Origin of the sequence: Pandoraea commovens, from assembly GCF_024704525.1 — a bacterium.
Taxonomy (GTDB): domain Bacteria; phylum Pseudomonadota; class Gammaproteobacteria; order Burkholderiales; family Burkholderiaceae; genus Pandoraea; species Pandoraea commovens.
On sequence record NZ_CP102779.1, the window covers coordinates 11,930 to 38,906 of the forward strand.

Here is a 26,977-nt window from a genome sequence, read left to right on the forward strand (position 1 = left end):
CTGAGACAGCCACCGTGAACCTCATCGCAAAAATGGTTAAAGGGCAGCAGTTTAAGTGCCCTATCAGCGACGTTATCAACCTGGAAACGTACACCAACGACTCAAACCTAGTCGTCAGCAAAGCTGATTCGGAAAAGGCGTACGTGGGCGCTGTCTATCGCATGAGCCCGTTGTCGGGTGGGGGAGGCGAATTCAGCACGGTTATTCAGAATGCGTTCAAGTCGGTCCCCGATGACTCTGTCATTCAAGTGAGTCTCATCGTGCAGCCGGATCACGAGGCCCCCGAAACATTCGCTCAAGGTAAGGAGCAGGGTGGTGAAGTCGTCCAACACCTCATCGGTCGGCAAAAGAAGCTGTTCACGGACGCGCTAGTCACCGGCTCCCTAAGCGACATGCCGATCCTGAATTGCCGCACGGTGATCATTTCCTTGGCGATCCCGAACAGGAAGGTGGATGACAACATTCTTGAGGAAAGCGAACACCTCCAGAACGAGTTTCTGGCAAACATCAGGGATGTCGGCTTCCAGGATGTCAAACGCCTGAGCGCTCGCGAACTTGTAGGCGTATATCGCTGGTTCTCTCGCATCTATGAACCGAACGTCGACGTCGCGCTGGATCCGCTGATGGAGTTGAAATATCAAATTTTTGGGCCAGACGACACCTTCAGCTTTCTTGACACCCGATACGGCGTCTTCAATGACGACACGCATTGCACAGCCGTCACGGTGAAGTCATATCCGGAAAAGCCGTTCCACGGGATCATGAATCTCGTGAGCGGAGCCCCATTTAACAAAGGACCGACGCGGGAAGGCGGCGGGCAGCGCATCGATACCCCGTACATCCTAACCACGACAGTGCGCGTGGCAAACCAGCGTAAGGAATGGGATCGAGTCGAGTCCGCGATCAAGTCCCGCTCAGTCGTACAGAACATCCCGATCAAGTTGGGTGTGGAAGACCCCGCCGCAAAACTGGCGGATCTCCTGGCGCTGAAGAAGCAAGCCGCGGAGGACGGAAACAAGTTCGTCCACGTATCCACGAATGTATTCCTCTTCGGCAAAGCCCGTGAGGAAGTTGTCCGCGCAGCAGCCACCGTCAAAGGCACGCTCGATAAGCTCGGCTTCGACTCGCGCCAAGTCACCGGCACCGGACTTGTCCGATGGGCACAAGCAATGCCGCTGAACTTCTCTTCTGGGATTGCGAACAAGATCTCCGGCGAAGCCATTACTACGGCGTCTGAAGTGGGATGCCTGCTCCCGGTATATGGCGACTACCTCGGGAACGCAAACAAGACGTTTACCAATGCTGGCGCCGCCTACATGACACGGCGTGGCAGTGCACTCTATTTTGACCCGTTCATCAGCAACTCAAATTACTGCGGCGTGATGGCCGCGAAATCAGGTGCCGGCAAGTCGTTCAACCTACAGTACCAGATTCTGTGTGATCTGGCGGCGGGCAGGACGGTGATGCTCTTCGATAACGGTCGAAGCTCGAAGAAGTTCTGCGCGTCGGTCGGTGGCGAATTCAACGAGTTCGGTGGCAGGGCCGGGTTCCGCCCGTCCCTTCAACCGTTCACGGGGCTCTCCGACGACGAGTTTGATGAACAGCAGGAAACGATCACGGCCTTGCTCGTCATGATGGCCTATGACAACGAGCCCCAGGATCCGGGGGCTCGCATCGCCACCAATGAAGCGGTCAAAGCAGCATGGGGGAAAAGAAGCAACAGGGCGGAAATCTCCGACGTCATTGACTGCCTGGTGAACATCGTTGAGCAAACGCGCGAAGACAAGATGGTTACCCAGGTGGCTACCGCGGCAAACAATCTGATTCCGCGGCTGCGTGCCTTCATCCAATCGCCAACTCGCGGTCCGTATTTTACCGGACCCAGCACCATCGACCCTCGGAAGCAATTCACCGTTTTCGAATTGGCTGGACTCGGTGACGACGATCACCTCAAGCGGTGCGTGCTCTTCTGCTGCATCAATGTGTTGATGACTCGGATCAAGACGCTGCCAGGGCAAAAGCGGATTTGGGTAGACGAATCGCTTGACCTGATCAAAGTCGAATCGGCAGCGGCAGCTATGGAAGGTCTCTATCTGAAAGGCCGCAAGGAGAAGGTCGCCGTTTGGATGATCATCCAGTCACTTCTGAAACTCTCCGAGTTCCCCGCTGGCTCGGTCATTCTTCGTCAGTCGGCCTGGAAGGTGATCATGGCGCAAGAGTCCGAGGAAATCGATGCAGTTGTCGAACAAAAAGTCATGACAGCGTTCGCTAATGACCCCTACTTTAATCGATTGCTCCGAAGCGTCGAATCGAAAAAGGGACTTTGGAGCGAGATGCTCATTATGGGCGAAGAGACGTATGAAGTATGTCGCCTCTACGTTGACAAGTTTACGGGCGCACTCTTTAGCTCCGAGGGCGACGCCAAAGATGCTGTCTTCGAACTGATGGAGCAGGGCATGAACGTTCTTGACGCTGTGGCGCAAGTGATGGGAGACACCCGCGATCGCCGTGCCCGATGGATGCAAGAGTTCATTCAAGTCTTCACCGGTAGAGAGGGCATGTCGCGCAAGGAAGTCATCAACGAGCTGAAGGAGTTGTTAAGTGAAAAATCCCATTAACACCGGCGGTATCACCTACCCGCTCGCAGTGCTTCTTTGCCTGATTGCATATGTTCTTGGACACCAAACTGCGTCGCCCGCAAGGAACATCGCCTTTGCAGAAAAAGGGGCAGTGCTCTTGGAGGCGGCATTGGATCGGCCGAACCGTACCGAGCAGCAGATGAAGACCGAGATCGCAGCACCAATCAGGGCGGTTCTCCGCAGGTATCAGGAGCTTGGGTATGTGGTAATCGACGCAAGCCGGAATGACGACGGTGATATGACGATTGCGGCAATTCCCGCGAATGCGGTCGACATTACGAACGAACTCCGTGCTGCAGTCAATCTGCAGCAGCAGCCCGCCGCCACACTCGCTCCGGCTCCCGGAGCACACGATGGGGTCGCACGTGAACAACGCACTGAGTGACACGCAAGCCACGCCCCGAACGCCCAGCGAACGGCGCAGATTCTTCACGTTTCTCGCTGCCATGCTGCTTCTTGTTGCCTGCTTTTGGGGGAAGCCAATCGTCTCCTTCGGATTTGATCCTCAAGAAGAACGATGCCTCCCCGACCTTCATCTGGCGCTTCTTGTCCATCACGCGCCGACAAAGGTCAAGGACGGGGACTTGCTGTTTTGGTCGCCTAGTGGCGCGTTATCTGGCTTCAAAGAGAAATTCATTTTAAAGCAGGTTGCCGGCGTACCGGGTGACCGGATAACGATTCGAGGCGAAGAGGTGCGAATCAACGGCAAGACGGTCGTGCGTGGATTTCCGCTCGCAAAGGCGTATCACCGAGAAGCTAAGGAATTCGAGCGCGACGAGATCATCCCGGCCGGCAAGTATTTCCTTATCGGCGTACACCCGATGTCGAACGACTCGCGCTATTGGGGCTTCCTCGACGCCGGCAGCGTCGTTGGCTTCGCCTACAAACTGTTTTGATCCTACGGACCTATGCCGGCTACCCATAACCTCCTCATGACCGCGCTGCTTGCGCTCGTTGCGGCAACTGTTTCTTTCGGTGCCGTAGGGCAGCAATACACCTCTCGTGGCGACGATTACGGCAACGCCTTCGTCAACTATCAGCCCTATGTAGTGCCTGGCCAGCCGGATGCTGCTGATGAAAAAGCACCCGCGCCGGCACCAACTGCTCCCAAGACCGAGAGCGCGCCGAAGGCCGACGGCAAGCAATCAGTGAACGTTGAGTTCCTGCGCAAGGCATACCCGATGCTGGAAGAACGGGCAATTGACAATCCGACGGACGAGAACGTTTCCGCCTATATGTACGCGAAACGGATCGTAATGGATAAGGCGCAGCGCTTCAGCGAAGCAGTCACAAGGGTGCTTCGCAAAGATCCTGTGCTCGATGAAAACAATCGTGTGCCATACGCATCAACTGGGGCACTTGCCGTGCGCAACGCAAACTATCAGGCGCAGCAAAAAGCGGTTCAAGAGATGGCTAAAGCGGGCGGACTTGTTGTTTTTGTGGATGGCACCTGTCGATTCTGCGCGATGGAAATCCCCGTCCTCGAGCGGCTGAAGGCGGCGTATGGACTCGAGCACGTCGTGATTTCGCTCGACGGCGCCAAGCCGAACGGATTCAAAGGGAAGCTCCTGCCCGATAACGGGCTTTTCCACAAGCTGGGGCTCAAGCTGACGCCCTCGATCGTGTATGTGCCGCGCCCCCAAGCGTACACGGGACACTCGGATCCCAATCAGTACCTTGTGGTCTCCCAAGGCTTCTACGCAGAAGACGAATTGACGAAGTTGATTGCCTTCGCTGGCCACGACACAAAGCTACTTAGTGCCGATGTGATGCGTGACCTGGATGTCTGGGACCGTGGCGTCGCCACCAACACTGACCTCAAGGGGTTGAAACTCGACCCCAACGAGCCGGGCACGTTCAGAGAAGTACTTCAGCCCTACCTGCTCAAGCAATACTAGGAGTCGATCATGCGTATAAAAAAAATTCTGGCCGCTACCTTCATTGCGCTCACGCCAGGGCTCGCATCAGCTGGCATTTTTGCCGACCTTGGCTCGATGGTGATGAGCAATACGACCGCTCCAGGGACGCTGTCCACCAAGGATCGTACCGGCGTCTTTATGGGGGGGTTCGCGATGCGCACGCCGATACAACCGGTCAACCTGGTGACCTTTGACCCCCCTCGTATTGACGCGGGATGTGGTGGCATCGACCTTTTCGGTGGGTCGTTCAGCTTCATCAACAGCCAGCAGCTGATTCAGATTTTTCGCCAAGTCGCAGCCAATGCAGCCGGCCTCGCGTTCAAAGCAGCAATCAAAGCCATCTCACCTTCGTTGGACGCACTCATCACTGAGTTTCAAACGTTGCTGCAGAACATGAACAATCTGGCGAAAAACTCCTGCCAGATGGCGCACCTGCTGATCGACCCTGCAGAGAAAGCGCTGTCGAATGCTGTGAACGGGGATGGCAACACTGGCGCAACGAGTTCGAATATGGTCACCGATGTGTTTGGTGGCCTAACAAGCTATCTCTCCCAGGCAAACTCGTACCTGAAACAGCAGTCGGCCAACAACCCAAAGAGCGGTAACGCCTTAATCAAAATGGCCGTGGCCTCCGGTGGAACCGCAATCATGGGGCTCGCGGGCCTCGGAAATTCTGACGGCAGTACAGATGATCCAGCAAACCCGAACAGCCTCAACAACAAACTGCTGTACGCGCTGCTTGGCTACAACATCGACGCGGTTCCGTGCAACAGCCTGAATCAGAGTGGCCAGGGGAATACCACGAGCAACCCGGCGAACAACAGCCTCGGTAAAGTTGCCTGCTCTGGGCCTGCACTCGTGTCTCTTAATGACCTGATCGAGGGCGGCGGTACCGGGTCGCTGCGCCCAGACCTGCCGCTCAATCTGTACCAGTGCGTCAATCCAGGCGGAAGCGTATTCGGCGGTGTTGACAACCAGATCTGTACGCAAATGCAAGTCATCCCCTTCAACTATCCGGGCGTGAAGGGCTGGGTCAACACGATGCTATTCGGAACTCCTGACCCGGCGAACACTATCCTTGCCACATCAATTGTCGGACTGGCGAACAGCGGTGACGCGTCAAAGCTCACGGTGCAGCAAGTTCAGTTCATGCGCCAGGCAGGCGTCCCTCTGTCCGCACTGCTCGCGAAGACTGCAAACCCGAACACTCGTGTGGCCATTGCACAGCGACTTGCACCGCACATTGTTGAGTGCGTTGCCTCACGCCTCGGTGAAGCGCTGTACAAGGGTGCAAACCTCATCCAGACGTCGACGGGGTACGACCTGACCGACGATCAGAAATTCAACATCCGTCAGCTGCGATCGGACTTCCTTGGCAAGCGCGATGCTTGTGAACGCAGCGACGCGATGTTGAAGATTGTCACTGAGCTGAATGAAGGGACGAAGTTCACCGCATCCAACCTCAAGTAATCTACCAACGGTGACATTGTGGCCATTCCGACACTAACTTATTACTCTGTCAGCGCAGACCTGACCACGCTCAGTGCCGTTCTGAACGGAGTGGCGATGGTCTGTAAGCAAAACGCGATGATCTGGGGATTTGCTGTCCTCGTCGCGATTTGGCGACTGTTGTCCACGGTCACGACCGCGACCCTCCGGAGCCCTAGCGGCCAGGGGGCCGCGACGCTCGCGACCGGGCCTTTGCACGCACTTATGCCGCTTGTGCTGGCAATGCTGCTCACCAATTCGATGTTGCAGGGCACCGTCCAGATTCAGTCCAGAAACACCGGCGCAGTTACCAAAGTGGATAACGTCCCGCTGGCCATCTCTATCATCCCTGCAGGTGCCAGTCAGCTGTCAATGGATCTGAACGAAGTATTTGCCACCGCGTTCCAGACCGTGGACATGGAGTATCCGACCATCTCGGCTACGACCAATGGCTTTCTCAATCCACTGAAGACACTTTTGAGCGCACGGACAGCGATGGTCCGCCTGTCGGGCATCGACTCGAAGGTCAAGACGGTACTTTCTTCGTGCTTCGGACCTGACTCAGGCACCGACTATGCGAAAGTGCAGGACATGGTTCTGAACACGGGAAACACGGGTGCGAAAGCGGCTCAGTCGATTGCCATTAATGGGGTGAACCCAACGTCATTGGGCGCGCTTCTCTATCAGGCTTCTCTGAACACAACGGGCCTTGTGAACGACGTCGGCATGAGTGACTACGACTTCTTGCCATGTCCAGACGCTGCCTACAAGGTGGCTGACGATATTACCAATGCGCTCAACAGTCTTGAGTTCACTCGAGTGGTTCAAGGTGCGGTCAACGGGATGGACCAGAAGCTGCCGAATGCAGACTACAGCTTCAACTCCATTGCAGCCCAGTACAACGCGATCGCGACCGCGAACACGCTTGGCGGCGTCTTCTCCGGAGGAGCGGCTCAAGCAAATGCTGAGTTCATGAACCTTCTGTTCGCTGAGATGGTTCAATCCGATCTGAATTGCCTTCGGGCGTTTGGTGAGAATTTGAGTCAGTGCCAAGCGACCGCACTCCAGGCTGCGGAAATCGAGCGTAACAACCTGCAGAATGCTGCGAGCGAGGTACCGATGCTGCGCTACGCGGGCAGCTTCGGGAATCAGCTGATCGCTCTCATCATTGGCCTTGGTCCGGTCATTCTGATGCTGATGATGTTCGCTGGCACCGAGGCCGGAAGGTGTGTGAAAACGGCTGCTCATATCATGGTGTGGCCGCTGCTCGTGGTAAATGTTGGTGCCGAACTTGTGAATGCGATGCAGACCATCGAAGTCGCGAACTTCCTGCAGGCGCTCAGACAAGGAGGGTGGATATCTCAAGCGAGCACGTTCGCGGCCTACAAGGAGCTTAGCCTTCAAATCGGCGTTGGGTCGCACGTGATGGCCAGCCTCCCTGTCTTGATGAGCATCATCTTTGGATTGGGGCAGTCGTCAATGATGACCAGCGTTGCTGCCACGATCGCTCCCAAGAGCCAGAACACGACTGATAACGTCGCGCCGGCCCCTTCCGCCACGCGTCCGATGTTCGAGAACTCATCGATCGCGCAAGCCACTCAATTGGCAAATGGTCAAGCCAGCCTGAAGATGAACGGAGCACTCGACGCTGTTTCGGCAAGCTCGACGTTCGGCAATCAAGCACGAGAAGCCACCCGCTCATTGACTAAGGCTCAGACACAATCAGAGTCCATCGAAGCAGGCCAGCAGAATCTAAGGCAGTGGACCGAGGCGGCAAGAAGTGGAAACTTCGAATCGTTGGGAGTCGACAATGCCACAGGCCAGGACATTGTCAAAAACTGGGAAATCCGAAGGAACGCCAGTCAAAGTCAGCACGCAGGTGCGGGCGTATCGGCGGCCAAGGCTAACGAGAACAGTGCGGGTGCGTCGATGCAAGTCGGGTTCAGTGCCGGCGCAGGGGCAGGGCCGGGCGCCGGCCTACCGAGCGCATCGATTTCTGGTGGAGTCTCCGGGCAAGCTGCAACCAACGCGTTCGATCGCTTGCAGAGAACTGACGACGCTGGGCGCAACATGTCCTACGATGACTCCAAGGCGCTTTCGCAGGCAATTCACGACACGATATCTTCGCGCCAGACGAGTAGTTCGGGCCAGCAGCTCGCAAAGGATCTGAGCCAAACCCTGCAAACGCAGGAGACATTTCAGCGTACTGTCAGTGATGTTAAATCCGTGTCGGACGCCACTTCCAACGCTCTGCACGATAGCTCGAGCTTCGTGCAGGCATCAGCGCAGATCAAAGCACCAGAAATTGTTTGGCAACGAAGCGCAAACCCAGAATTCGGCATGTTCCAAGTGCTCCAGGGACGAGCGTTCGAAGAGAACCCGAACGCGCAGAAGTACATGCGCCAAGCAGCAGATGACGCGGCTCGCGGCGTTACGAACACGGTGGTGAACAGCCCGGAGGGCCAGCAGGCGGTGAATCGCCACCGGGCCGCCGTGTTGATGGCTCAAGACGGAAACGCGTCGGTCGCTGACAGAGCGCGAGCGACGCAGTATCTCGCCGATGAGGCCCAGGCCATGCAACACATGCGCTTTACACCTGGCGACACGTCGATGAAGGACTTCACTGTGGGCTCACCGGCAGACAGGACCGGGGTTGACTCTCAGAATCTCCAAAACGCCGTGCAACGCGGTACGCCCGCGCTGCCAGTCCCGCCAGTCCGTCCGGCACATGCTCCGGCGGCCTCCCCGACTGCTCCAGTGGGTACGGCCCCGGCATCGCAGGCGCCTTTGGCTGTAGCGCCGACTGGAGGGGCGCCAGCTCATCGCGCCCACGTGACGCGCCCGCAAGACTCCCGACCGACCGGAGCTAGCTCTGAGCCAGTGATGGCCTCATCACCCCGGCAAACGCCTCCGCAACCACATAATTTGCCTGAGCTGGACCCCGCTTTTAAGAAGATGGTGGAAACCGGCCTATCGGATCACCAAAAGGAAGTGACTGACAAAGTCGACAGCGCGAACAAGCACTCCGTCAACGCCGATCTCGGAGAGAAGGGGCCTGGTACAGTCCGTCGTTCAGCATCGAACGTTGCTCAGAACCTCAAAGATGCAGTCGGGGCGAGTTCAGGTCCGTCACGAACGAGCCTGGAGCGTATCGAGCGGCCAAGTGGGGCAGCGCCGGAGCTTCCGCCTCAATAGCCGGTTGCTGGCCCTTGGTAGCATTCCGAACCGAGGGCCAGAGATAGCCACCGATTTCGTGTTCCACACAGTAATATTCTGTGGTAATTTGTCGAAAACATATGTGAATACGAGGGAATTATGCCCTTCATGCTCAAATACCTTCTCGCCCAGATCCAATCGGTCTATGCCGCTTCGCGTCGTAAGCCTACGCGACGTCACCAAGCCAATGTGCCGGCGACGGAGAAGTTCGTCGCGCCTAAGATCATTGGCTGGGATCGGATCGCAGAAGGTAAGCCGAGCGAGCGTAACGGCTTTGGCTGCAAACCCGATTTGGGCTTCGACCCGCGCTCAACCTCGAACCAATCGCGTCATATCAGCGGGGGCACTAGCTCTGGCTTCGGCCACGGTCGAGGCTTCTGAGCGCATTTTGAAGCGTCCGAAAGTAAAAAGCCGGCTATGCCGGCTTTTTCTTTTCCTATCGGCGTCCAGATTCGCTTCCGTCGACGCGCCACCGTATCCCGACTGGACGTCGAGCCCAGTCACCAATCGAATGCAGATCCATCAGCTTGCGAGCTAAATTTACCAGGTGCCTTCCGTCGCAGCGCCTTCTGCACAGTATCTGTGCTCACTTCGTAAAGTGTCGCAATTGCCTCGAAAGACATACCTGAGTCAGCGAGCTTCTTCCAGGTCTCGCGCTGTTGCTTCTTAATATCCTTCGCAGTGATGCCAAGTGCGCGGCGAAACTCTTCCTCGAGCGCAGCCCGAGCACGCTTTTTAGCTTCGGCATACGAAAAATTCCGCTGCTTCTGCAGCGTCGTTATAACCGTGGCGGGAAGCACCTCGTACAGGGCGGCCACGCGTTCGACGTCCATGCCAGATTCAAGCAGACGAACCCAAGTGTCGTACCGTATGTCACGCACTTCGTCTGACGAAATACCGAGCGTCTTTCGATAATGGAAGACGGCCATATGCTTGACGCCTATCGCTTTCGCGATTTGAGTGTCGGCGACACCTTTGCGAAGACCTTGTTGGATTAGTAGCTTTTGTTCGTCGGTTAGCATATGGGCAAAGTGCGGGGCCGCCGGTGGCGAAAAACCCGAAGATTACACGTATACGACAACACGGTCGCGCTGGAAACATTTAGGCTCGGCCGGGGCCTTCTACAGCCGCGGCCGGTGACATGGACTCGGCTACAGGGAAAAAGTGCCGGCGCACGGCGGGTGCCGGGCGCGGCAAGCAATTCTATACGTGCAAAAACAATCATCTATGAAACAGATTGTAATGCACGTCGGCTTGGGGGGGACTGGAGGGTGAAATACTGATTCCCAACTGGTGGGATCTCGTTATAGAAAATTGGCCAGCGTAACGCGCATAGGCGAACTTACGTGTCCTTATTCCGGAGCGACCTCCGAACCGTTGCCACACTCACGTTGTAGAGCATTGCGATCGACTTGACGGCCATTCCTCCCGCCGCAAGATTTCTCCACAGCGCGCGCTGCTGTTTTTTCATCTCCTTCTCCGTCAGACCAAGTGCAGCCCTGAACGCCTCCTCAAGCGAGAGCCTGGCACGGACTTTGGCCTCCGTGTACGAGAAATTGCGTTTGCGATACAGGGTAGTAAGCACCGTGGAAGCACGAACTTTGTACAGTTCAGCCACTCGCTCGACAGGAGTCCCTGTCTCAATTAAGCGAATCCAGGTGTCATACCGGAGATTCACAACCTGCTTTGACGTCATGCCCAACGACTTCCGGAACTGAAAAACCGCCATATGCTTAACACCTATGGTTTTGGCAATCAGCGTGTCGGTGACACCTCGTTGAAGTCCGTCCAGTATCTGCTTTTTTTGTTCGGGAGTTAGCATATGGCGACGTGCGGAGGTAATGGGTTTCGGATGCCTACCGCATCCGATAGCCTGCCGGGATCCAATCGGGGCGCAATCACCCTCTTTAAGCGCTTCATTCGGCGCTTAAATTATTCTTAGCCGGATGAATTACCGAGCCATAGAAATGATGCCGTTGACGAGCTGACTGAACAGCGCGGCATCGCCCCCAGTGAATTCGGGCGTGACGATATATGTACCCGCTACCGATACCGAAGGAGTGTTTGTGATCTTCAGCGATTTCTGAGTCACTAGAAGTGCCTCTAGGCTCGCTTTCAACGTGTCAGCGTGGGAGTTGACTAGCTGAGGGAGCGACACAGGAATCTGCGCAGCCCGGCCGATTCTCTCAATGCCCGCCCAATTTTGAGTTGAGATCCCTTTTTCCTGGACACCAACGAAGGATGCCTCGATGAAATTGTGGAGATAGGCCGGGTAATACTTCTGTACGGCCAAGTAGCTCAAAGCAAACTGAATCCCGTCTGCTTTGTTAACCAATGGAGTGAACTGGAATGTCTTTTCCTTTGGCAAAGTAGCCTGCAGGTTCTTGAAGAATTGAAAGTACGCCCGCGAAAATTGGCACCCGGGCGAGAAGAACACTCGGACCGTTTCCTCATCTCCGAGGACGGGCTTCACTTGCAGGTAAGGCTTCAGTTGTTCCATCCCTTGAGGAACTTGTGCGTTTGCCACGGGGGCTCCTAACAAGATGATGGCCAACAGCGATGCGATTCGCGTCATTTTTGTCTCCGTGCAATACGTATCAAGCTGCGACTCGGGTCGATGTCGCAATTTCAAAAAAGTGCTCCATCGGCTTCGTACTTCCGTCGTCCGCAGCCCGGTGATACGAATCGATCGCTTCGTTGACCTGCGTGAAGTTGAGTCCGTATTGCTTCGCCATGCGCACCCGCAGACTAGGGCTGCTCTCAGCATCCATGTTCCCCGCCAACTGGTGCATACAATCCGCAAGCCGCCCGCCATGAGACTCGACGACACGTACGCCGGCGACAACCAACGGCTCGAACTGATCCTGCTCGCACGCGGCCCGATAAATCGCAGGAGTGTCAATAACCGGCGCCTGCAGAAGACTTGCAATCTCTGGAGTTGTGGCGATCACTTCCACCAACGCAGTTTTCCCGATGGCCTCTCCGACGTTCTCGCAAATCTCATCCCCAAGATCCATCCCGTTGGTCTTCGCCCACAGCTTTTCGTCGCGTGTCAGGGGCCTTGTCTGGGCCGGCCCGTCATAACGATCGAGCAGCCGCTGTGCAACCACAAGTTTCAATACCTGTGCCACCCGGTAGGCATCTCTCGTCTTGTCTTCGGTTAAATCCACAACCCGTGAGAAGGTCTCGTAGCTGTTGTTCGTATGGACTGTCGCAAGCACAAGGTGTCCAGTTTGTGCCGCCTGAAGGGCAATCTCCATCGTCTCGGCATCCCGAATTTCAGCCACCATAATGATGTCCGGGTCCTGCCGGAGTGAGGACTTCAGAGCCCGCTTGAATGTGATGTTGCCCCCAACCTGCACCTGCGTGATTGGGCCGTCTCCGCGAAGCGCGATTTCCACCGGATCCTCAATCGTATGTATTGCCTTGGTGCCATCGTTCAGCAAAACCAACATCGCATTTAGCAGTGTCGTCTTGCCAGAACCGGTTGGACCTGTGACAAGCACCATCCCATTCGGCTCGTGCAAAGCGCGCAGGATTGCGCGTAGGACGGCGTATGGAAGACCCAAAGCATGTAGCTCTGGCGCACGCTGGGGATCGAGTAGGCGGCAGGTGAACTTGAACCCGTTATAGGTCTTGGTGTACTCCACCCGCACATCCACCAGATACAGGTCTTCCCCTGCGAAAGGACGCAGACCATGAAGTCTGGCGAACTCGGCCGGCAACTCCATTTCAAAGCGCACCGACGCAATATCCGGCGTCGTCGCGCCTTGTGACGTTCCGGTGAGCTGAAAGAGCTTCGTTTCCCAATGCCGGCCCATCTTTGAGTCATTGCCGTACTTGAAGCGGAATCGCTTGAAACCAGCTGGCGTTCGCACATTTACGAAGACATTCGGTGAGTCTCGTCTACCGCGTCCAGAGATGTGCAGATCTGACGATTTCGTGACGATCGACCAGACAAAGAGATCCCTTATCTGTTGTTCGATCGCGGACTCTTGGCCCGAACCCTCCTTCGCCATCATGATGGCCTGACGCTCATCCTGCGTCAGTTCTCTCAGCCCAACGACCTCGGGAATCGAATCAGCAACCTCAACCATGTCCTCTCCTGGCAACGGTTGGCGGAACGATTTGTTGCGCCATCAACCGGCCCCAACATTATAGTTACATTTCTACTCAAACAGATTAAAATTAAATTTATCAAAACACCGAACCACACAATGGACATGACAAAGCGACCATTTTTGCGGACTATTGTTGTTCTCCTGTCCGCAATTTTTGCTGCGTTTGACGCTAATCCATCTCACGCTCAGGGGAGCCCTGGCGGTGCCGTTGATGTGAGAAATTTTGCGGAAACCACGTTTAACTCGGATACTTTCAAGAACTTCGTCAACAGCTATCAGAAGCAGAATTCCACTGTTGTCGACAGCATCACGTCATCCGCCGTTTTTAACGCGCAGGCTGCACTTCCGAAAGCCATGGAATACGGCACACGCCTTCGATACGGAGAACACAATGTCGTAAGTAACGATGGCGAGACCATCGTTTCTTGGATGATCCAGTTGACGAATTCCGAATCGCAGAAGCGAAAGGAATTGCTCGCAAAATTGTCCAATCTTGCCTCGCAGCGAAATCCGGAAGCGCTGAATTTTGCCGGCTTCATCGCCGAGTACGGATTGTTCGGGGAAGCAAAGAATTTGGCGTTGGCAATCGACTTCTATCGCGCTGCCGCAACGTTTAACTACCAACCCGCCATCTACAACCTGGCGCTTGCTGCTGCGTATGGAAAAGGGCAAGCAGCAGATCTTAATAACGCCTCGTCGCTTATCTCCCAAGCCTTCGCGATCGCACCCGACGGGTCGTATCGTGTGTGCGGATTCGGAGCGTTCTTGAGCTATCGCCAAGGCGACCGAACCAATGCCACACGCTATTCCTCGACCTGTTGGTCAGCACTTGCCAATATCCCTCGAGCAATCTACGACGAGCGCACGACCAACGCGCAGAAGATCGGCTTGCTGCGCGAGTCAATCGCTACTGGTGTAGACGACGGCTACTCACTGCTCGCAAGAGTCACGAGCGAGGCGGGATCTGATCCGCAGTACACCGCGTGCAAATACATGCTCGTGAACCGCTACCGAAAGGCACGTGACAACAAGGGTCTGCGGGACGACGCAGTGAAGTGCTATCAGCAGTCCATCCCGTCGAATCTCGATGCGAAGGAAGCAACGAAGCGCATGGCCATCACCGTGCCAGGAATTACGGCATTCGTTCCTATCGAACTGAGCGCGCTGGAGAAGATGCGCTCCGCCAACAAATTCCACTACGCGTGGAGCGTCCCCTACCTGCCATTCCGCCAGCAAGACGTCGATGCGTTCTTGCCGTTCGTGGCACACAGGAAGCCCTAGGAGAGAATTGATGCGCCTTCTGCCCCTCACGTTTGCGGCGAGCTTACTCCCTGCCTTAGTACCAACAATCGCTGTCGCCGGAGCGCCTCCGACGAGCGTCTTTTCTCAGGCAGCTATGGACGGAGAAGCCAGCGCCACCATCCCTGACGACGGCGAATTCTCCGCGGCGGTGAAAATCGTCAAGAGCAGGACTGGTGATAACGGTCCGGTTGTGCTTGTTGCTCGGCGACTCGTCAAATTCGAGCAGCAACCGCAGTGCGCGCGTGTCGGTTTCGTCATCGGGCAACCCAGTGCCAGGGTGCTCTATACGGACATGGGAGGCCAGCTCAATATCTGCGCGAACGGCGAGCCTCCTCAGCGCATGTGCAAGAGCCACCCGTCCAAGCTGGTCGCTCCCGACACCCCTTGTCCGGACGGCTCAATGCCGGTCGACACCCCCGAAGTGGCCGCCGCCATTGCAGCCGCACTTGCGACCGGTAGCCTTAGTCCACAAAAGGCAGCGGCGGCGGTCAGGGAATCGCTGGGACCGGGATCTCCTACTACCGGAGGGAAAAAATGAAGGCACTGCTTCCTTTCGTCCTCCTGCTGTTGTCACAGATGGCGCTCGGGCAAAGCCCTGCCGATCTGGCCAACGGCAAGGCATTTGCGAACACGATCGCTCCAACGTCACCCGCCCAAGTTGTGAACCCCTCTGGCGTTAGTGCAGGCGCGTGGGGGAACCAGACTAGCGCCCCCACATCCGTACCGAGTGGGTTGGGTGGCTTCTCAAGTCCGAACACAACCGACTCCCTCTTTGCAGCTGCCAAGGGCACAAGTCTGACGGCTATGGGCAATCAGACGATGATCGATTGCGCCAACTTTGTCCCTGGCAACGATCCGTACAAGAATCAAGCGTGCGCGGCAGTGAACTTTTTGAACAACCAGTGCATGCAGGCCACCACTGGGCAGAAGTCAGTTCTCGGGAATACCGGTACAGCACAGGGCAGTGCCGCCAATTGCGCCGGCACGTTTGGTGCAGGTCAATCGCAGTATGGATACGGCGATCAGATAACGGCCAACGACCCCATTTTCCAAGGCACATTGGGACTCGGAAACTCAGCTGGCGGAACGACCGGTCAGACGTGCACGCCCACAAACGTTGTGGTCAAGCCGGCCGAGTACGCAACAAACACCTGCACCGTGTCGACCACGATGGATAACAACGCGTGTTCGCAGTATTTGAACGTCAAAGTGATCACCACCACCGGCGACGCGGACGCAGCGCATAACTGTCCGGACGGCTACACATATTCCGGCGGGTCTTGTTACAAGACCGTGAGTACACCAGCCACCTGGACGTGCCCGCCTGGGTGGACCCTCTACGGGCAGGCGTGCGGTCAACAAGTCTACGAGTCGCCTACACCGTCGTGCCCGGCCCCCATGTGGATGGAAACAGACGGCTCCCTGTACGTGTGCTACGAAATCATCGGATATGACGCCGTCGCAGCGCTTCAGGCCAGTGGTGCGCAGTACTACAGAGGGACAGCGATCTTAGGTATGACGTTTGACTTCGTTGTAACCCTCGCCAATGAGGGATGCCGTTCGGGCTACTCGTTCAACGGGACGAACTGCTCGGCCACCATCACAACTGAAATTCAATATGCCTGCCCCAACGGCGGTTCCGTGCAGGGGCAATCGTGCGTCACCAGTCAAACAACTTCTTCGACTACCACGTATAGCTGCCCTGCTGGGCAAATTCTCAGCGGCTCAAATTGCTTGACAAAGAATGTCTCTACAAGTTGGACCAACACGTGTGGCGTCTACGAGGCAAGTTCTGGTACCTCAATCGGAGTGCCGAATAAATGATCAAACACATCATTTCGGTATTGGCGATTCTGATCACCCTTGCACACGCGAATACCGCGACAGCCCAAACTTACCCGTCCGGCGCCTGTACGCAGGTGCCGAACTCGCAAAAGTGTATCGACAACACGCCTTGCAAGACCGACTCAACCGGCCAGAAGCTATGCCTATCGACAGCATCTCTGCCGCTTCCAGATGGGGCGTTATCCGTCCCGTACGCGTGCTGGCAATATTCCTATGAGTTTGCCTGCACGGGTACCTCGGTTGATACGTGCGCGCCCTATAGAGCCAACTCTGCATGCGGCGTCGTAACCAGCATCTGCAACGACAAGATCGCCGAGACGGGTCTTTGCGACCAGTGGACCTACACATACAGCTGCCTGACAAAGCCTGCACAGACCGAGCAGCAAATGCAATGCACTGATGGCTTGTTCGACACTTCGGGATTTCCCAAGCCGCCGAACAATAACAACTCGTTCGTTAAAGGTGCACTCGGTCTGGAGATCCTAGGTCAGGCACAGACCTACACGGACGGCAACTCGATCTTCAAGGGCGTAGAGGAGACCTGCACCAAGGGATACATGGGAATCAAGAACTGTTGCAAGAGTGCCCCCGGAGGGCAAACCAACAGTGCAGCGATGGGTGTAGCGATGGGGGCAGCGGCATCTGTTGTCAAATACGCTGGCGCGAAGGCCGTCGACTTTGCTTCGCCATACGTATTCGACACCATGTTCTCCAATGGCATTTTCAGCGAAGCGCTCGCGCAGAATTTCACAATCGCTGCAGGTGAAGGTGCCACAACCCTCGGCACGAATCTCGCAGCGAACGGATTCTCCGTCGGAGCCTTCGGGTTCACAGCTGGATTCGGCACGATGACCGGGGGGGTATTCGGAGCGAATATTCAACTCATGTCGTTCCAGGGCGGCTATATCGCATTTAACCCCTACGTGTTCGCCGCCGCAGTTGCGATGCAGGTGATCATGCAGCTCATGCAATGTACCCAGGACGAGCAGCTACTCGCTTTACACAAAGGTGCGGGTCTCAGCACCTTTATCAAGGAGGAATGCTCGCAGAAAGTCTTAGGGACTTGTTTGGAATACACCGACACCTACTGTTCTTTCAACTCGCAGTTGGCACAGATCATCAACATCCAAGGCAAAACTCAACTCGGGCTCGAACTCGCGGGATGCGGGGGGCTGACGCCGACAGAAATTAGCGCTATCGACTTCACGAAGATCGACTTTAGCGCCTTCACCTCACAGTTGCAGGAGAAGGCGGTGGAGAACATGCCGGTGCCCTCTCAAATCAGCGGCAGCTACCAACCGATCATGCAGCAGCAAGGAGCCGGCACCAAACAGTCGTCGTCCTCCGCAAATCTCCCGAAGTACTAACTGATGAAAGGGTTGTCCATGAGCAAACTGAAGATTATTCTGAAAAGGTCATTGCTGGGTGCTTTGGTCGTAGCACTGACCGGCCTAGCTGCTTGGTCCTGGTCACTCAAAGCCGACAATGGTCGGCTGAAGCGTGATAACCAAGACCAATCCGCCAAACTGACTGCGCAGGGCAAGCAGATCTCCGATCTGACCAGATCCGAAGCTGACGCAAAATCAGCGGTCAAGCAGCTCCAAGATGGGTTGCGACCGATTCAAGAAGAAAACCAGACGCTGAAGGCAAATATCGGTGCCTTCGCAACACAAGCCGCTTCGTGCGAGAAGGTGAAGCAAAAGCTCAACTACAAGGGGTAAATGAATATGCGAAACAACTTCCGATTCGTTTTGGGGATCGCTGCCGCTGCGCTTACAGTCGGCTGCTCATTCGCTCGAGCGCAACCGGTCGTGCTGGATACAGACACTGCGCGCATCATCGTCGTACGGCCTATCGATCTCTGGTCGGGCGACACATCCCTGCAGGAAGAGACCCTGGAGTCGAATCGCGAGCGCCGTGTCTCCTATGATGTGGTAATCGACGGCTACCACTATCGCGGTAGCCCCCTGGTGTTGCAGGGCATTAGCGACAGTCCTGTCACGCTTGCTGTGGAAGCCGAACTCAAGGCGAAAGAAATGCGCCTCGTGCGTGCTTCCCCCTACCTGTTCCATATCCTCGACCACGTGACTATCACGCCGGCAAAGTATGCCGACTTCGCCAAAGCTCAGGCTGCTTACTATCAATCGTTCGTCATCCGACAAGGTGATCCCCGAACCCTCCCCGATAGCACTCGTGTTCGGAAATTCTTTGGCAACGTGCTGACGCTTGGATCGCTTCTGATCCCGTCGCCGGTGTTGGGTGCGGGTACTGGTGCGCAGGTAATGTTGAATTCAGGGCTGGCGGAAGCGATCGGTAGCATCCCAGGTCCGGCGCGAGCCGCGCTGACCCCAGCTACGCTTCCTGACCTGGAAGCGGATTCCTATACGTCGATCGACGTCCGACGAATCGAATTCAAGCCCGATGCACCCGGACAGATTCTTATCGCCTACAAGTCTGCGAAGACACCCGAGATCGAACAGGAGGCCCTAATCAAAGCAATCGTAGCGGCGACCGGAGCGGACACCACGCCGGAAGCAATTCAAACGGCTCGTAATGACGATTTGCAACAACGCCTCACGCTGTGGGATGCATGTGTCGCGGCAGGAAAATGTAAAAAAGAGGGCGTCGATGAAAAATAACAAAACCGAAGAGCGCGAGCCGATTCGCGAGAAAGTGGCGCGCAAAACCTCATGGCTTACGCCTGCGGCCCTGATCCTGCTCGTTGTCGCATTCGCGGTTAGCCTGTTCAAATCCCACTGAAGTGACTCGGAGAGGCTTGTTGACTATGAATGACCTTCACAACCAACTCTGTGTCTTGGGTGTCAAATGGCTGCGTGCGCCAGCTTCGCTGGGCGGTCCGGGATGCAATATCGCAATGAGCGAGTGCCAAGCGGCAGATAATGGCGAAACGCCTGACGCCATAGGGTTCCGGAATGTCGGGTACGAGCAACACACTGTTTTGGTGGAAGCGAAGACGAGTCGAGCGGATTTCTTGGCCGATGCTCGCAAGCCCCATCGCGTCGACGCGGCAAAGGGTATGGGTGACTTCCGCTACTTCATAGCACCGATGGGACTGATCGATGTAGCTGAACTTCCGCCGAAATGGGGCCTTATCGAAGTCAAGGGAAGAAGCCTTAAGGTTCGGGCGGGTCATGTCCTGCAGCCTCGCAGGCCGGCGCCGCACTATTCGAAGGACTATGAGCCGTGGCGTCACCTCGCGAACAAAGTGCGCGAGATGTCGCTGATCGTCAAAATGCTCTCGCGTGTAGGGGATGTTGATGCGTACCAGCGCGAGTTGAAGGTTGCTCGCAACGAGCATGCTCGAGCTGCGCGTGACTATGAACGAGCGTACGAACGCGCTGAGCACGCGGAGCGCGTCAACTTCATCCTGCGCAACCGACTCGAGGACGCTGGCATCAGCGCAAACCTGGACGAGATGACGGCGACCTTGCGTGCCCGTGCTCGCGCCAACAGACCATCCCCCCTCCCCGCGACGTCATGAGAATTTGGAGGATGGTAGGAACAGGATTGAGAAAGAAAAAGCCCGCTCTAAGCGGGCTCTTTTCATTCCACGACAACTTCGCTAAATTTCGAGCAAGCGCCCCTTGTCTCTGCCCTTCTCTGCAGCCTTATCGTGGCCTTTTACCGGCTCAATCGAATGCTGCGCGACCTTGACGGCCTCACGCTGGACGACCTCCTTCATGTCCACGGCGGTCGTCTTGTCGACATTGCGCCCGGCATTTTCCATGAGCTTTTTCAGATCTGAAGTTACTATCTCCGTATTGTCTTTCGCGCGTGTGGCAGCAACGTAAGCAGCCTCCTTATTGAAGACTCTTGCACCTATGGTGCTAACCGCAATGATCTCCCGATCATTGGTCGCGCCCTGCTCCTTATACGATGTGTGGGCATATGCCAGGTCAATGAGACGGATGTCCTTGTTGGATAGACGTGACTCTGTACCGTCCCGAGTCCAGCGCACTTTCGCGCCGTTCTCGTCAATTTCAGTTATCTCCCCCCGTGTGCCGTTGGCAATTCGCTTGGTATCTTGCTCCGGAAGGCGGATGATGCCGCGCGTCTCGACTTGATCACCTACCGCATAGCTCCGCGTCTCCCACTTCGCCGGCGAGAAGAAATCGTGTCGCTGCGGATTGATCTGAATGATGTTGCCCTCCTCCGTCCTGGCTTTTATACGGTTCGCGTCGACGTCGTATCCAATCACGGAAACGACGTCGCCGCTCTGCACTCCAATCTCTCGGTACGTCTTCCGAAAAATCAGCGCATCAACCTTCTTCTCCCGGAGCTTGACCGCTTGCGTCTGCTCCGCCTTAGTCAGCTTCGGGTCGTCAAGATGCGACTTCTCGACGGACGGGCCACGAAGTACCCCCTTCGTCGCGAGTAGGTCGTGAATCGCAGTATTGATCTGCTTGCGATCGTTGTTTGTGATCGCGACAACACCCACTTTCGGCGCAGTCAGGCCACGCGCCTCAAGTTGCTGCACGTTCTCCACGTAACGCTCTGCGACGGTGCTGGCCAGGCTCCCTTGCGGCACCTCTAGGGTATCCAGCTGCTCAATAGCAGCGGCATAATTCCCCGCCTTCATTTCCTGCAAGGCGCGCTTCGTTTGCGGCGTGGCTCGGTCGAATCGACGGGTTTCCTCGAGGACTGAGACGTTCATCCCTGAATCCTGCGCCTGCTTGAACGCGCGGCCTGCCGCGACGCTTCCGTGTTGCTTGATGTCGCCTTGGAACACAACACGGGCGCCAATGTTCGCGGCGAGTTCCGATATCTTTTCGGTGTCATACGCACCAGTGAGCGACGACTCATCCATTACGATCAAGGTCTTTTTGCCCTCTACGTTCCCGAAGCGCTTCAGATTTGACAGCTCGGCCTGCTTTCTGGCGAACTCATGCGTCATCTCGTCACTCTCTCCGGCCTTAGACAGATAGAGCGATACGCGTGCCGCAACCGCCTCCACGGTGCCTACCTGCTGGACTTGAGTGAGCCTCCGGCCCACAGAGTCAGCTGCTCGAGTTCCGATCGACAAGACGCCAGAGCGAATATGCTCTCCGAGCGTATGGGCCTGTGACCGAGCTTGCTCTACAGACGGTCGGTGCCTGTTCGCAAGTTCGGTCAAGATTGTTCCGACGGCATTGCGTAGGTTGTCGGGCGATTTGAAGACTTCCCCCCGCTGGTGGTCGAATGTGTAGCGCCCCGCGCCATAATCGACATCTGGGGTGGAAACGTTCAAGCGTCGAGACTCAACACTCGAATTCTCCGTATCCCGGATTGGCCTGTTTTCGCTGATCGCTATACGCAATTCGTTTAGCCGAAGCTGGGTCGCCATGATCTGAGCATCACGCTTCGCAAAAAAGCCAGCTACTGTGTCGCTCTCGATCCCGCTGGCGCTCCCCAGCTCCTTTGCGGCGGCCGCAGACGTTGCAATGCCGATGACGTTCCACCCCGTATTGGTCGCCGATTCGCGAACCATCTCCAACGCGGCAGTCTTTCCGGCGCCGGCGTCGCCTTGAATTCCCTGGAATGTGTCGGGGTGCATCAGTACATTGCGGGCCGACTCGACCTGCTCCTGGGAGAGCCGGAATGTCTGCCCCGTCTCCTGCGACTTGCGACTTTCGAATGCAGCGAGAGCGGCGTCGAAGTCGTCTTGGCGATGCAGCACTACGTGGTTTTGTCCAACGCCACCTCGGATTCTCTCGGCAAGTCGCATTTCGGACTCGATCGCACGATGTGTCGTGTAGGTCAGTTCTGCAGACTCCGTTTCGCGCTCCAGAATCAGATGATTCTTCACGTGTTGCTTCACTGCCCACTCGACGTCGCCAAAGCTCCCACGACTAAACTGCAAGGCGGCCAATTCAAGATCAACCAGCCTGAATGTCTGCTCTCGCTCAGTCAAATGCTCGATCGCCCAAGACACCGCTTCAAGTGCTGCCTGCTGAGCTTGATTTGCTTCGCTGGACAGCACCGCAGGGGCTCTCCGCCCCCCCTTCCCGCCTCTCGATTCCGGATAGGCACCACCTGCATGGTCAATGCCCTCGGGGCGGCCTGGAACTCTGTATCCAACGTCGACAGACTGGGTATCGTGACCAAGCGAGCCACCTCCTGTTGGGCGCGTTCCGCTTGTGTCGATTTCCCTGCCTGCCGCACCGTCGATACCCTGGCTGGCTTCCCGACCCGGTTGCTTTCCCCCCGAAATTACACGGGACGCATCCACTATCCTCTCGACGTCAAGCCCAGCACTCTGCGCTGTTTCCAGCCATACGGAGTGCAGCACGTCACGAGGCAATTCGTTCTTGGCTGACCTACTGTCGAGCGCAGCTGCTTGCCGAGCCTCGAAGCTGGCTTCGGCTGGATTGATGTTCCGCGCAATCAAAGCGGCATCCATTTGCGCTTTCCGTGTGGAATAGAGGTGTATCTGTTCCTGTGTGAACCCAGCAATCTCAAAGTCGACCCCATTCTCGTTGTACTCGAGTTGGTAGCCAGCCTTCTTGAGCCCATGCGCAAGTTCAGCTTTGTAGACCTTGTCAGCCTGTGCTCGCAGATTGAGCATGTCGTCGTTCGTTAGACTTCGCCACTTCTTTGCATTCTCGTCATATACGGCGGACACGATGACGTTATGACTGTGAATCTGAGGTTCGTTCTCCCGATTCGTCTCGTGCAAAACGGTTGCGTATAGCAGATTGTTCGCGCGGACCGACTTGTTTTTGCCGTTATCGTCTTTAACCCGGATGACAGCTGCATGCTTTTCCAGCCAGCGCATCGCAGTAGCATTGGCCTGCAAGTGAGCATCTACCACTCGCTGATCGTTACCTACCAAACCGGCTATTGAGACGCTTTTCGGTGGTGAAACCGTGTAATCCATCCCGGCACGACGGTTAGCGCCCTTACTGTTGTCGGCGAGGTTCTGAATTTCACCTGTGTCAGGGTTCACGAGTTGCCCGCTCAGGAATTCAATAAACTCCCGGCGCTCCACCGCTTCGCCTTGGATTCCTAGGATCTCAGCCCCTCTGCCCTGCCATTGGGCCGTCGCGACCTCATTGACGTAATAGTTGTCAGCGCGCTGACCACCGTCCTGAGAGAACGACTTATCAAAATAGCGGGCCGAGTTCGCCACCCCGCCCCCAGAAATGTGCGTCATCGAGATCATGACTGCCCCTCCGCATTCTCGTAGTACGCCTGCGCTGTAAATCCCGTTTCCCCCAAGCGCAGTGTTATAGGGACTTGTATTTTCTCGCTCCGGAGCGTGGTGCCGTGACCATACTCGGTAGGCTTCAACTCGATGGTGCGCACGCCCCTATCACCCGACCGAAGGAAAATACGCAGGTTCGGATAACGTGTCTCCGGCGAGCTACTGCTGAGTGTCATACCGATGGTCGCAACACTGCCTTGATGGGAAATGACAGACAGATTCGTAACAGCCACCTTCGCTATCGAAACACTCGGGTCAAGCAACCTGACCTCCTTGATCGAACCCAGATCGGAATCGACTAAGGTTGGCTGCCCGCTTTTGTCGGTGAGAAGCCAGTCCGCAGCCAACGTGCGGATCTGCTGGTAGAAGATCACGACTATCGCAATGATCAACGCCAGTGCGATCAGGAAGGGTTTGAGGAATATCGATTTCACCATAACCCCTTGTTCTCCTTGTTACCTGCTTTATCGCCACCAGACGTTTCGGTCGTTGTCCGATCCGCCCGAACTATTTCGCCCGTTTCCAAATCCGTCACAATCCACACGCCCTTGCGTTCCAGCTTCTCCTTGGCCGCAGCGGCACGCTCGGCATCGGCTATCTTCTTTTCCTCTTCTGCCTTCGCCGTTTCGGCACGAACTCGGTCGGCTTCCTCTCTCACGCTCGCCATCGCATCTTGCCCAGCCGCACGAATTACGCGGAAACGGGGATCTCTAGGAGGCGTACTCTGAGCTTCCTTAAAGCGTAGAACTCGCGCAAACGGCCGATACCAGCGAGGTAACCAGTGTCGAAAATCAACGAAGGTTGCCGGATAATCTCCCGGTATGCGCACGTAGGCAGTGCAGTTTTTCATTTGACCAATCTTCGAAGGCATAACGAGCCACTTGTTCTGCTCGCCCTGGTTCAGCGACCCGCCATCTCGCCAATCCGTGACCGCCAGCGCCTGTCCCTTCGAGACCACGGCTACATCTTGCTCACCCAGTCTCGATGCCATGCGCTTCGCCATGTTTGGCTCGTTAGCACGTAGCATCGCGACAGTGTTAAAGCAGTTAAGTACGGTCTCGCCCCGATCCTGGCCCATCGAAGTGACTAGCTGCTTGTCACTCTGGATGCCTGCCGCAACACACACACCGTACTTGCGCAATTCGGCCTGTACCTTGTCGAGCTTGATGTCACCGATCTTCGCGACTTCGTCCAAAAGGAACCAATACCGGTCCTCATGAACGATCTCTTGCTTAGCCGCAATCATGCCGAACGCAACCGTGAGCAAAAGCCGAAACAACGGTGTGAACATTGCTTCGGTGTCGTCAGTGCTTAGGAGGAATAGCCGAGAATCGTCATCCCGATCCAGAAAGTCACGTATCGACCATGTCCCTGGCTGAACGGACGAAATTCCGTCAAGGTAAATTGCGATCGAGCTGATCACCCCCTGCCGCTGTCCTTTCGAGTCACCGCCCACCGCCGAACTTGCCACAGAATTCTTGATCAGCAGATCCATCTCATCATCAGGCATCTCTAGAAATGCATCCGCGATCAAATGTGTGTGCTCGGCACCACGTTGTGCGAGCCGAAGAAGAATCACCGAAAACAGCGCTCGCGCGGCATCTTCAAAGAACGCACTAGCGCCATGCACAACCCCCCCTTTTGGTGGCAGGAATGCATGTGCCAGAGTATTGGCGTCATACTCATATTCGAGTTCGGAAAAGATCGACCACGGCACGGACCCTTCGAGCGCAGGGTTGAAGAACTCGTCTATTCCAGGTCTAAAGTGGGCGCGAAAATACTCGCCACTCGGGTCATAAATGATGCACTTCCGTTTTCGGGCAAACGCTTGCTTCATCAGATCGTGCATGCCGAGAGATTTGCCTGTACCCTGCGCTCCCTGTAACAATATTCCCTGCATGGGGGCGCTGCGGGGAAGCGCAACGTCGAGCAAACTGTAGGCACCTGGCTCTTCCTTCATGACGAGCCGCGAGAGCGCCTTTGGCGAGACAAGATCTTTCGCGCCGTCTATCCGTTTGTTCTCGCGAGCGCTCTTTCCGATCCTCCGCAAACTGCTGAAGACCAGTAAATATCCAACGAATGCAACGAAAAGACTGGCCCATGCGGCCGTCGTCGCATCGCGCATAGCGGTTGAGATGGAACTCGCTACTATTCGGAACTGAGGTGCAGTGAGAAGCTGAACAGCGTTGCCGTCTGTCTTGACAACCGTCAACACCTTGGTCGCTCCATCGACATCCCGCAAAACCCATTTCCTAGGAATGTCCTGATTCACAACCTGCGAAACGACTGTCAGTTTGACTACGTCCAGATCTCTGGGGGAAAGCTGGCTGCACCACAACACGATTGGTATGAGTAGGCCCGGAAACGCGCCAAGCCAGAACGCCATTGAGAAGGCATGAAGTGAGAGTTTGACCCGTGTGAGAAATACCGCTCGCCCAGCCCCGGCGTCTGTGATCAATTTATCTGACATTTGTACTCTCCACTAACACGCTGGGCATATCTAGCTCCTCCACAAAAGCGAAGCTGGTGATCTCCTGCGGCATGAGCAAAGCCAGCGATTCCGATTTCGCTCCGAAGTTGTCCCGCCACATCCCATCTGGAAGCAGCAGAAAATCAGACATCCGAACACCGCCATCAGCGCCAATAAATAGCGCGTCGATCGCGCACACTTGACTCCCGCTTTGGTGCATGTATTCGAGAAGCATGACCGACGCATCTCCGTCTTGTTGCACGAACACGGAGCACTTCACCGAGTACTCCCCCGGTTGCAAAACAGAAATCTGGTTGATAGACCGAATCTCAATCGGTAGCAGCATTTCAACCTCACTCGTCAAATCGGCCTTTGTCATACGACGAACTCATGTTGCGGCCGAGCCTAATTGCCTCCTCCACATGAGCACGAACCTGATGCGCGATTGCGTCGTCGTCCGTCGTCCCGATCCCGAGAGGCAGCGCCGCTGAAATCACTGCACTTGCGGCAAGGATGTTCCCCTTTTCTAACGCGGCCAGGACGGCGCGCATCGTCTCTAGAAGGGCTTCGTGCTTGCGATCAAACCCTGCCATTGCTTCTCGGTGGCGGATCTTCGCCAGTGCGTTTGCGGAGATTTTTAGCTTTTTTGCTTCCTCCACAAGAAAAATAAATTCGTCGTCTTCGAGACGAAAATGAACTGATCTTCCGGTCATGTCTTGCGGCTCCATGGCGATGTACCAAATGATTAGTGGTACAAAATGCACCACTACGTA

General features: G+C 56.0%; 24 protein-coding genes. 15 read left to right on the top strand and 9 right to left on the bottom strand.

Annotated features, from left to right (window positions below; genetic code table 11):
• The first annotated feature begins 14 nt into the window (after nucleotides 1-14).
• The 7 genes from NTU39_RS00085 to NTU39_RS00115 all read left to right on the top strand — a co-directional run bounded on the left by NTU39_RS00085 (nucleotide 15) and on the right by NTU39_RS00115 (nucleotide 9,643).
• Nucleotides 15-2,618, top strand: a complete 2,604-nt coding sequence (locus NTU39_RS00085; protein ID WP_257957825.1) for a TraC family protein — start codon at nucleotides 15-17, stop codon at nucleotides 2,616-2,618.
• The gene (locus NTU39_RS00090) at nucleotides 2,602-3,024 is read left to right on the top strand and encodes a hypothetical protein (protein WP_257957826.1); all 423 of its coding nucleotides are present in this window, start codon (nucleotides 2,602-2,604) and stop codon (nucleotides 3,022-3,024) included. Before NTU39_RS00085 ends, NTU39_RS00090 begins: the two co-directional genes overlap by 17 nt.
• The gene (gene lepB, locus NTU39_RS00095; RefSeq protein ID WP_257957827.1) at nucleotides 3,005-3,535 is read left to right on the top strand and encodes a signal peptidase I; all 531 of its coding nucleotides are present in this window, start codon (nucleotides 3,005-3,007) and stop codon (nucleotides 3,533-3,535) included. Before NTU39_RS00090 ends, lepB begins: the two co-directional genes overlap by 20 nt.
• Nucleotides 3,536-3,571: 36 nt before the next feature.
• The gene (traF, locus tag NTU39_RS00100; protein WP_257957828.1) at nucleotides 3,572-4,537 is read left to right on the top strand and encodes a conjugal transfer protein TraF; all 966 of its coding nucleotides are present in this window, start codon (nucleotides 3,572-3,574) and stop codon (nucleotides 4,535-4,537) included.
• Between the two features lie 9 nt (nucleotides 4,538-4,546).
• Entirely contained in the window at nucleotides 4,547-6,028 is a 1,482-nt protein-coding gene (locus tag NTU39_RS00105; RefSeq protein WP_257957829.1) for a conjugal transfer protein TraH, read from the top strand.
• Between the two features lie 18 nt (nucleotides 6,029-6,046).
• Nucleotides 6,047-9,241 (top strand): conjugal transfer protein TraG N-terminal domain-containing protein, encoded by a 3,195-nt coding sequence (locus NTU39_RS00110; protein WP_257957830.1) that lies wholly within the window; start codon nucleotides 6,047-6,049, stop codon nucleotides 9,239-9,241.
• 120 nt (nucleotides 9,242-9,361) lie between these two features.
• Nucleotides 9,362-9,643, top strand: coding sequence for a hypothetical protein (locus tag NTU39_RS00115; protein ID WP_257957831.1), 282 nt, complete (start codon nucleotides 9,362-9,364; stop codon nucleotides 9,641-9,643).
• A 119-nt stretch (nucleotides 9,644-9,762) separates the two neighbouring features.
• Here the strand turns inward: NTU39_RS00115 and NTU39_RS00120 are convergent, their stop codons facing one another.
• The 4 genes from NTU39_RS00120 to NTU39_RS00135 form a co-directional block, all read right to left on the bottom strand.
• Complete coding sequence (locus tag NTU39_RS00120; protein WP_257957832.1) at nucleotides 9,763-10,284, bottom strand: hypothetical protein; 522 nt, start codon at nucleotides 10,282-10,284, stop codon at nucleotides 9,763-9,765.
• 320 nt (nucleotides 10,285-10,604) lie between these two features.
• On the bottom strand, nucleotides 10,605-11,084 hold the full coding sequence (locus NTU39_RS00125) for a hypothetical protein (RefSeq protein WP_150578444.1): 480 nt from the start codon (nucleotides 11,082-11,084) through the stop codon (nucleotides 10,605-10,607).
• A gap of 129 nt (nucleotides 11,085-11,213) precedes the next feature.
• Nucleotides 11,214-11,837 carry a thioredoxin domain-containing protein gene (locus NTU39_RS00130; protein ID WP_246179790.1) on the bottom strand — a complete coding sequence of 208 codons (624 nt, stop codon included), beginning with the start codon at nucleotides 11,835-11,837 and terminating at the stop codon, nucleotides 11,214-11,216.
• A gap of 22 nt (nucleotides 11,838-11,859) precedes the next feature.
• Nucleotides 11,860-13,359 (bottom strand): GspE/PulE family protein, encoded by a 1,500-nt coding sequence (locus NTU39_RS00135; RefSeq protein WP_257957833.1) that lies wholly within the window; start codon nucleotides 13,357-13,359, stop codon nucleotides 11,860-11,862.
• Nucleotides 13,360-13,479: 120 nt separating this feature from the next.
• On the opposite strand from NTU39_RS00135, the gene NTU39_RS00140 reads away from it, so the two are divergent.
• The 8 genes from NTU39_RS00140 to NTU39_RS00175 all read left to right on the top strand — a co-directional run bounded on the left by NTU39_RS00140 (nucleotide 13,480) and on the right by NTU39_RS00175 (nucleotide 20,032).
• Entirely contained in the window at nucleotides 13,480-14,664 is a 1,185-nt protein-coding gene (locus tag NTU39_RS00140) for an SEL1-like repeat protein (RefSeq protein WP_257957834.1), read from the top strand.
• Nucleotides 14,665-14,779: 115 nt separating this feature from the next.
• Nucleotides 14,780-15,223 carry a hypothetical protein gene (locus tag NTU39_RS00145; protein WP_257957835.1) on the top strand — a complete coding sequence of 148 codons (444 nt, stop codon included), beginning with the start codon at nucleotides 14,780-14,782 and terminating at the stop codon, nucleotides 15,221-15,223.
• On the top strand, nucleotides 15,220-16,509 hold the full coding sequence (locus NTU39_RS00150; protein WP_257957836.1) for a hypothetical protein: 1,290 nt from the start codon (nucleotides 15,220-15,222) through the stop codon (nucleotides 16,507-16,509). Before NTU39_RS00145 ends, NTU39_RS00150 begins: the two co-directional genes overlap by 4 nt.
• Nucleotides 16,506-17,897, top strand: a complete 1,392-nt coding sequence (gene traN, locus NTU39_RS00155) for a conjugal transfer protein TraN (protein ID WP_257957837.1) — start codon at nucleotides 16,506-16,508, stop codon at nucleotides 17,895-17,897. Before NTU39_RS00150 ends, traN begins: the two co-directional genes overlap by 4 nt.
• A gap of 18 nt (nucleotides 17,898-17,915) precedes the next feature.
• A complete protein-coding gene (locus NTU39_RS00160; RefSeq protein WP_257957838.1) occupies nucleotides 17,916-18,251 on the top strand; it encodes a hypothetical protein in 336 nt (111 codons plus the stop codon).
• Entirely contained in the window at nucleotides 18,252-19,169 is a 918-nt protein-coding gene (locus NTU39_RS00165; protein ID WP_257957839.1) for a hypothetical protein, read from the top strand.
• On the top strand, nucleotides 19,159-19,290 hold the full coding sequence (locus NTU39_RS00170; RefSeq protein ID WP_257957840.1) for a hypothetical protein: 132 nt from the start codon (nucleotides 19,159-19,161) through the stop codon (nucleotides 19,288-19,290). Before NTU39_RS00165 ends, NTU39_RS00170 begins: the two co-directional genes overlap by 11 nt.
• Before the next feature lie 25 nt (nucleotides 19,291-19,315).
• Complete coding sequence (locus NTU39_RS00175; RefSeq protein ID WP_257957841.1) at nucleotides 19,316-20,032, top strand: adenylosuccinate synthase; 717 nt, start codon at nucleotides 19,316-19,318, stop codon at nucleotides 20,030-20,032.
• Between the two features lie 81 nt (nucleotides 20,033-20,113).
• On the opposite strand, the gene mobF is transcribed toward NTU39_RS00175, so the two are convergent.
• The 5 genes from mobF to NTU39_RS00200 are packed head-to-tail and all read right to left on the bottom strand — an operon-like array spanning nucleotide 20,114 to nucleotide 26,932.
• A complete protein-coding gene (mobF, locus tag NTU39_RS00180; protein WP_257957842.1) occupies nucleotides 20,114-23,692 on the bottom strand; it encodes a MobF family relaxase in 3,579 nt (1,192 codons plus the stop codon).
• Nucleotides 23,689-24,171, bottom strand: a complete 483-nt coding sequence (locus NTU39_RS00185) for a hypothetical protein (RefSeq protein WP_257957843.1) — start codon at nucleotides 24,169-24,171, stop codon at nucleotides 23,689-23,691. Before NTU39_RS00185 ends, mobF begins: the two co-directional genes overlap by 4 nt.
• Nucleotides 24,165-26,204 carry a type IV secretion system DNA-binding domain-containing protein gene (locus NTU39_RS00190; RefSeq protein ID WP_257957844.1) on the bottom strand — a complete coding sequence of 680 codons (2,040 nt, stop codon included), beginning with the start codon at nucleotides 26,202-26,204 and terminating at the stop codon, nucleotides 24,165-24,167. Before NTU39_RS00190 ends, NTU39_RS00185 begins: the two co-directional genes overlap by 7 nt.
• Nucleotides 26,194-26,583, bottom strand: coding sequence for a hypothetical protein (locus tag NTU39_RS00195; protein ID WP_257957845.1), 390 nt, complete (start codon nucleotides 26,581-26,583; stop codon nucleotides 26,194-26,196). Before NTU39_RS00195 ends, NTU39_RS00190 begins: the two co-directional genes overlap by 11 nt.
• Complete coding sequence (locus tag NTU39_RS00200) at nucleotides 26,558-26,932, bottom strand: hypothetical protein (RefSeq protein WP_257957846.1); 375 nt, start codon at nucleotides 26,930-26,932, stop codon at nucleotides 26,558-26,560. Before NTU39_RS00200 ends, NTU39_RS00195 begins: the two co-directional genes overlap by 26 nt.
• Nucleotides 26,933-26,977 lie beyond the last annotated feature (45 nt).

Coding starts and splice junctions, on each gene's coding strand:
- traF (WP_257957828.1), top strand. CDS start 3,572: ATGACCGCGCTGCTTGCGCTCGTTGCGGCAACTGTTTCTTTCGGTGCC.
- NTU39_RS00105 (WP_257957829.1), top strand. CDS start 4,547: ATGCGTATAAAAAAAATTCTGGCCGCTACCTTCATTGCGCTCACGCCA.
- NTU39_RS00115 (WP_257957831.1), top strand. CDS start 9,362: ATGCCCTTCATGCTCAAATACCTTCTCGCCCAGATCCAATCGGTCTAT.
- NTU39_RS00120 (WP_257957832.1), bottom strand. CDS start 10,284: ATGCTAACCGACGAACAAAAGCTACTAATCCAACAAGGTCTTCGCAAA.
- NTU39_RS00125 (WP_150578444.1), bottom strand. CDS start 11,084: ATGCTAACTCCCGAACAAAAAAAGCAGATACTGGACGGACTTCAACGA.
- NTU39_RS00130 (WP_246179790.1), bottom strand. CDS start 11,837: ATGACGCGAATCGCATCGCTGTTGGCCATCATCTTGTTAGGAGCCCCC.
- NTU39_RS00135 (WP_257957833.1), bottom strand. CDS start 13,359: ATGGTTGAGGTTGCTGATTCGATTCCCGAGGTCGTTGGGCTGAGAGAA.
- NTU39_RS00140 (WP_257957834.1), top strand. CDS start 13,480: ATGGACATGACAAAGCGACCATTTTTGCGGACTATTGTTGTTCTCCTG.
- NTU39_RS00145 (WP_257957835.1), top strand. CDS start 14,780: ATGGACGGAGAAGCCAGCGCCACCATCCCTGACGACGGCGAATTCTCC.
- NTU39_RS00150 (WP_257957836.1), top strand. CDS start 15,220: ATGAAGGCACTGCTTCCTTTCGTCCTCCTGCTGTTGTCACAGATGGCG.
- traN (WP_257957837.1), top strand. CDS start 16,506: ATGATCAAACACATCATTTCGGTATTGGCGATTCTGATCACCCTTGCA.
- NTU39_RS00160 (WP_257957838.1), top strand. CDS start 17,916: ATGAGCAAACTGAAGATTATTCTGAAAAGGTCATTGCTGGGTGCTTTG.
- NTU39_RS00165 (WP_257957839.1), top strand. CDS start 18,252: ATGAATATGCGAAACAACTTCCGATTCGTTTTGGGGATCGCTGCCGCT.
- NTU39_RS00170 (WP_257957840.1), top strand. CDS start 19,159: ATGAAAAATAACAAAACCGAAGAGCGCGAGCCGATTCGCGAGAAAGTG.
- NTU39_RS00175 (WP_257957841.1), top strand. CDS start 19,316: ATGAATGACCTTCACAACCAACTCTGTGTCTTGGGTGTCAAATGGCTG.
- mobF (WP_257957842.1), bottom strand. CDS start 23,692: ATGATCTCGATGACGCACATTTCTGGGGGCGGGGTGGCGAACTCGGCC.
- NTU39_RS00185 (WP_257957843.1), bottom strand. CDS start 24,171: ATGGTGAAATCGATATTCCTCAAACCCTTCCTGATCGCACTGGCGTTG.
- NTU39_RS00190 (WP_257957844.1), bottom strand. CDS start 26,204: ATGTCAGATAAATTGATCACAGACGCCGGGGCTGGGCGAGCGGTATTT.
- NTU39_RS00195 (WP_257957845.1), bottom strand. CDS start 26,583: ATGACAAAGGCCGATTTGACGAGTGAGGTTGAAATGCTGCTACCGATT.
- NTU39_RS00200 (WP_257957846.1), bottom strand. CDS start 26,932: ATGGAGCCGCAAGACATGACCGGAAGATCAGTTCATTTTCGTCTCGAA.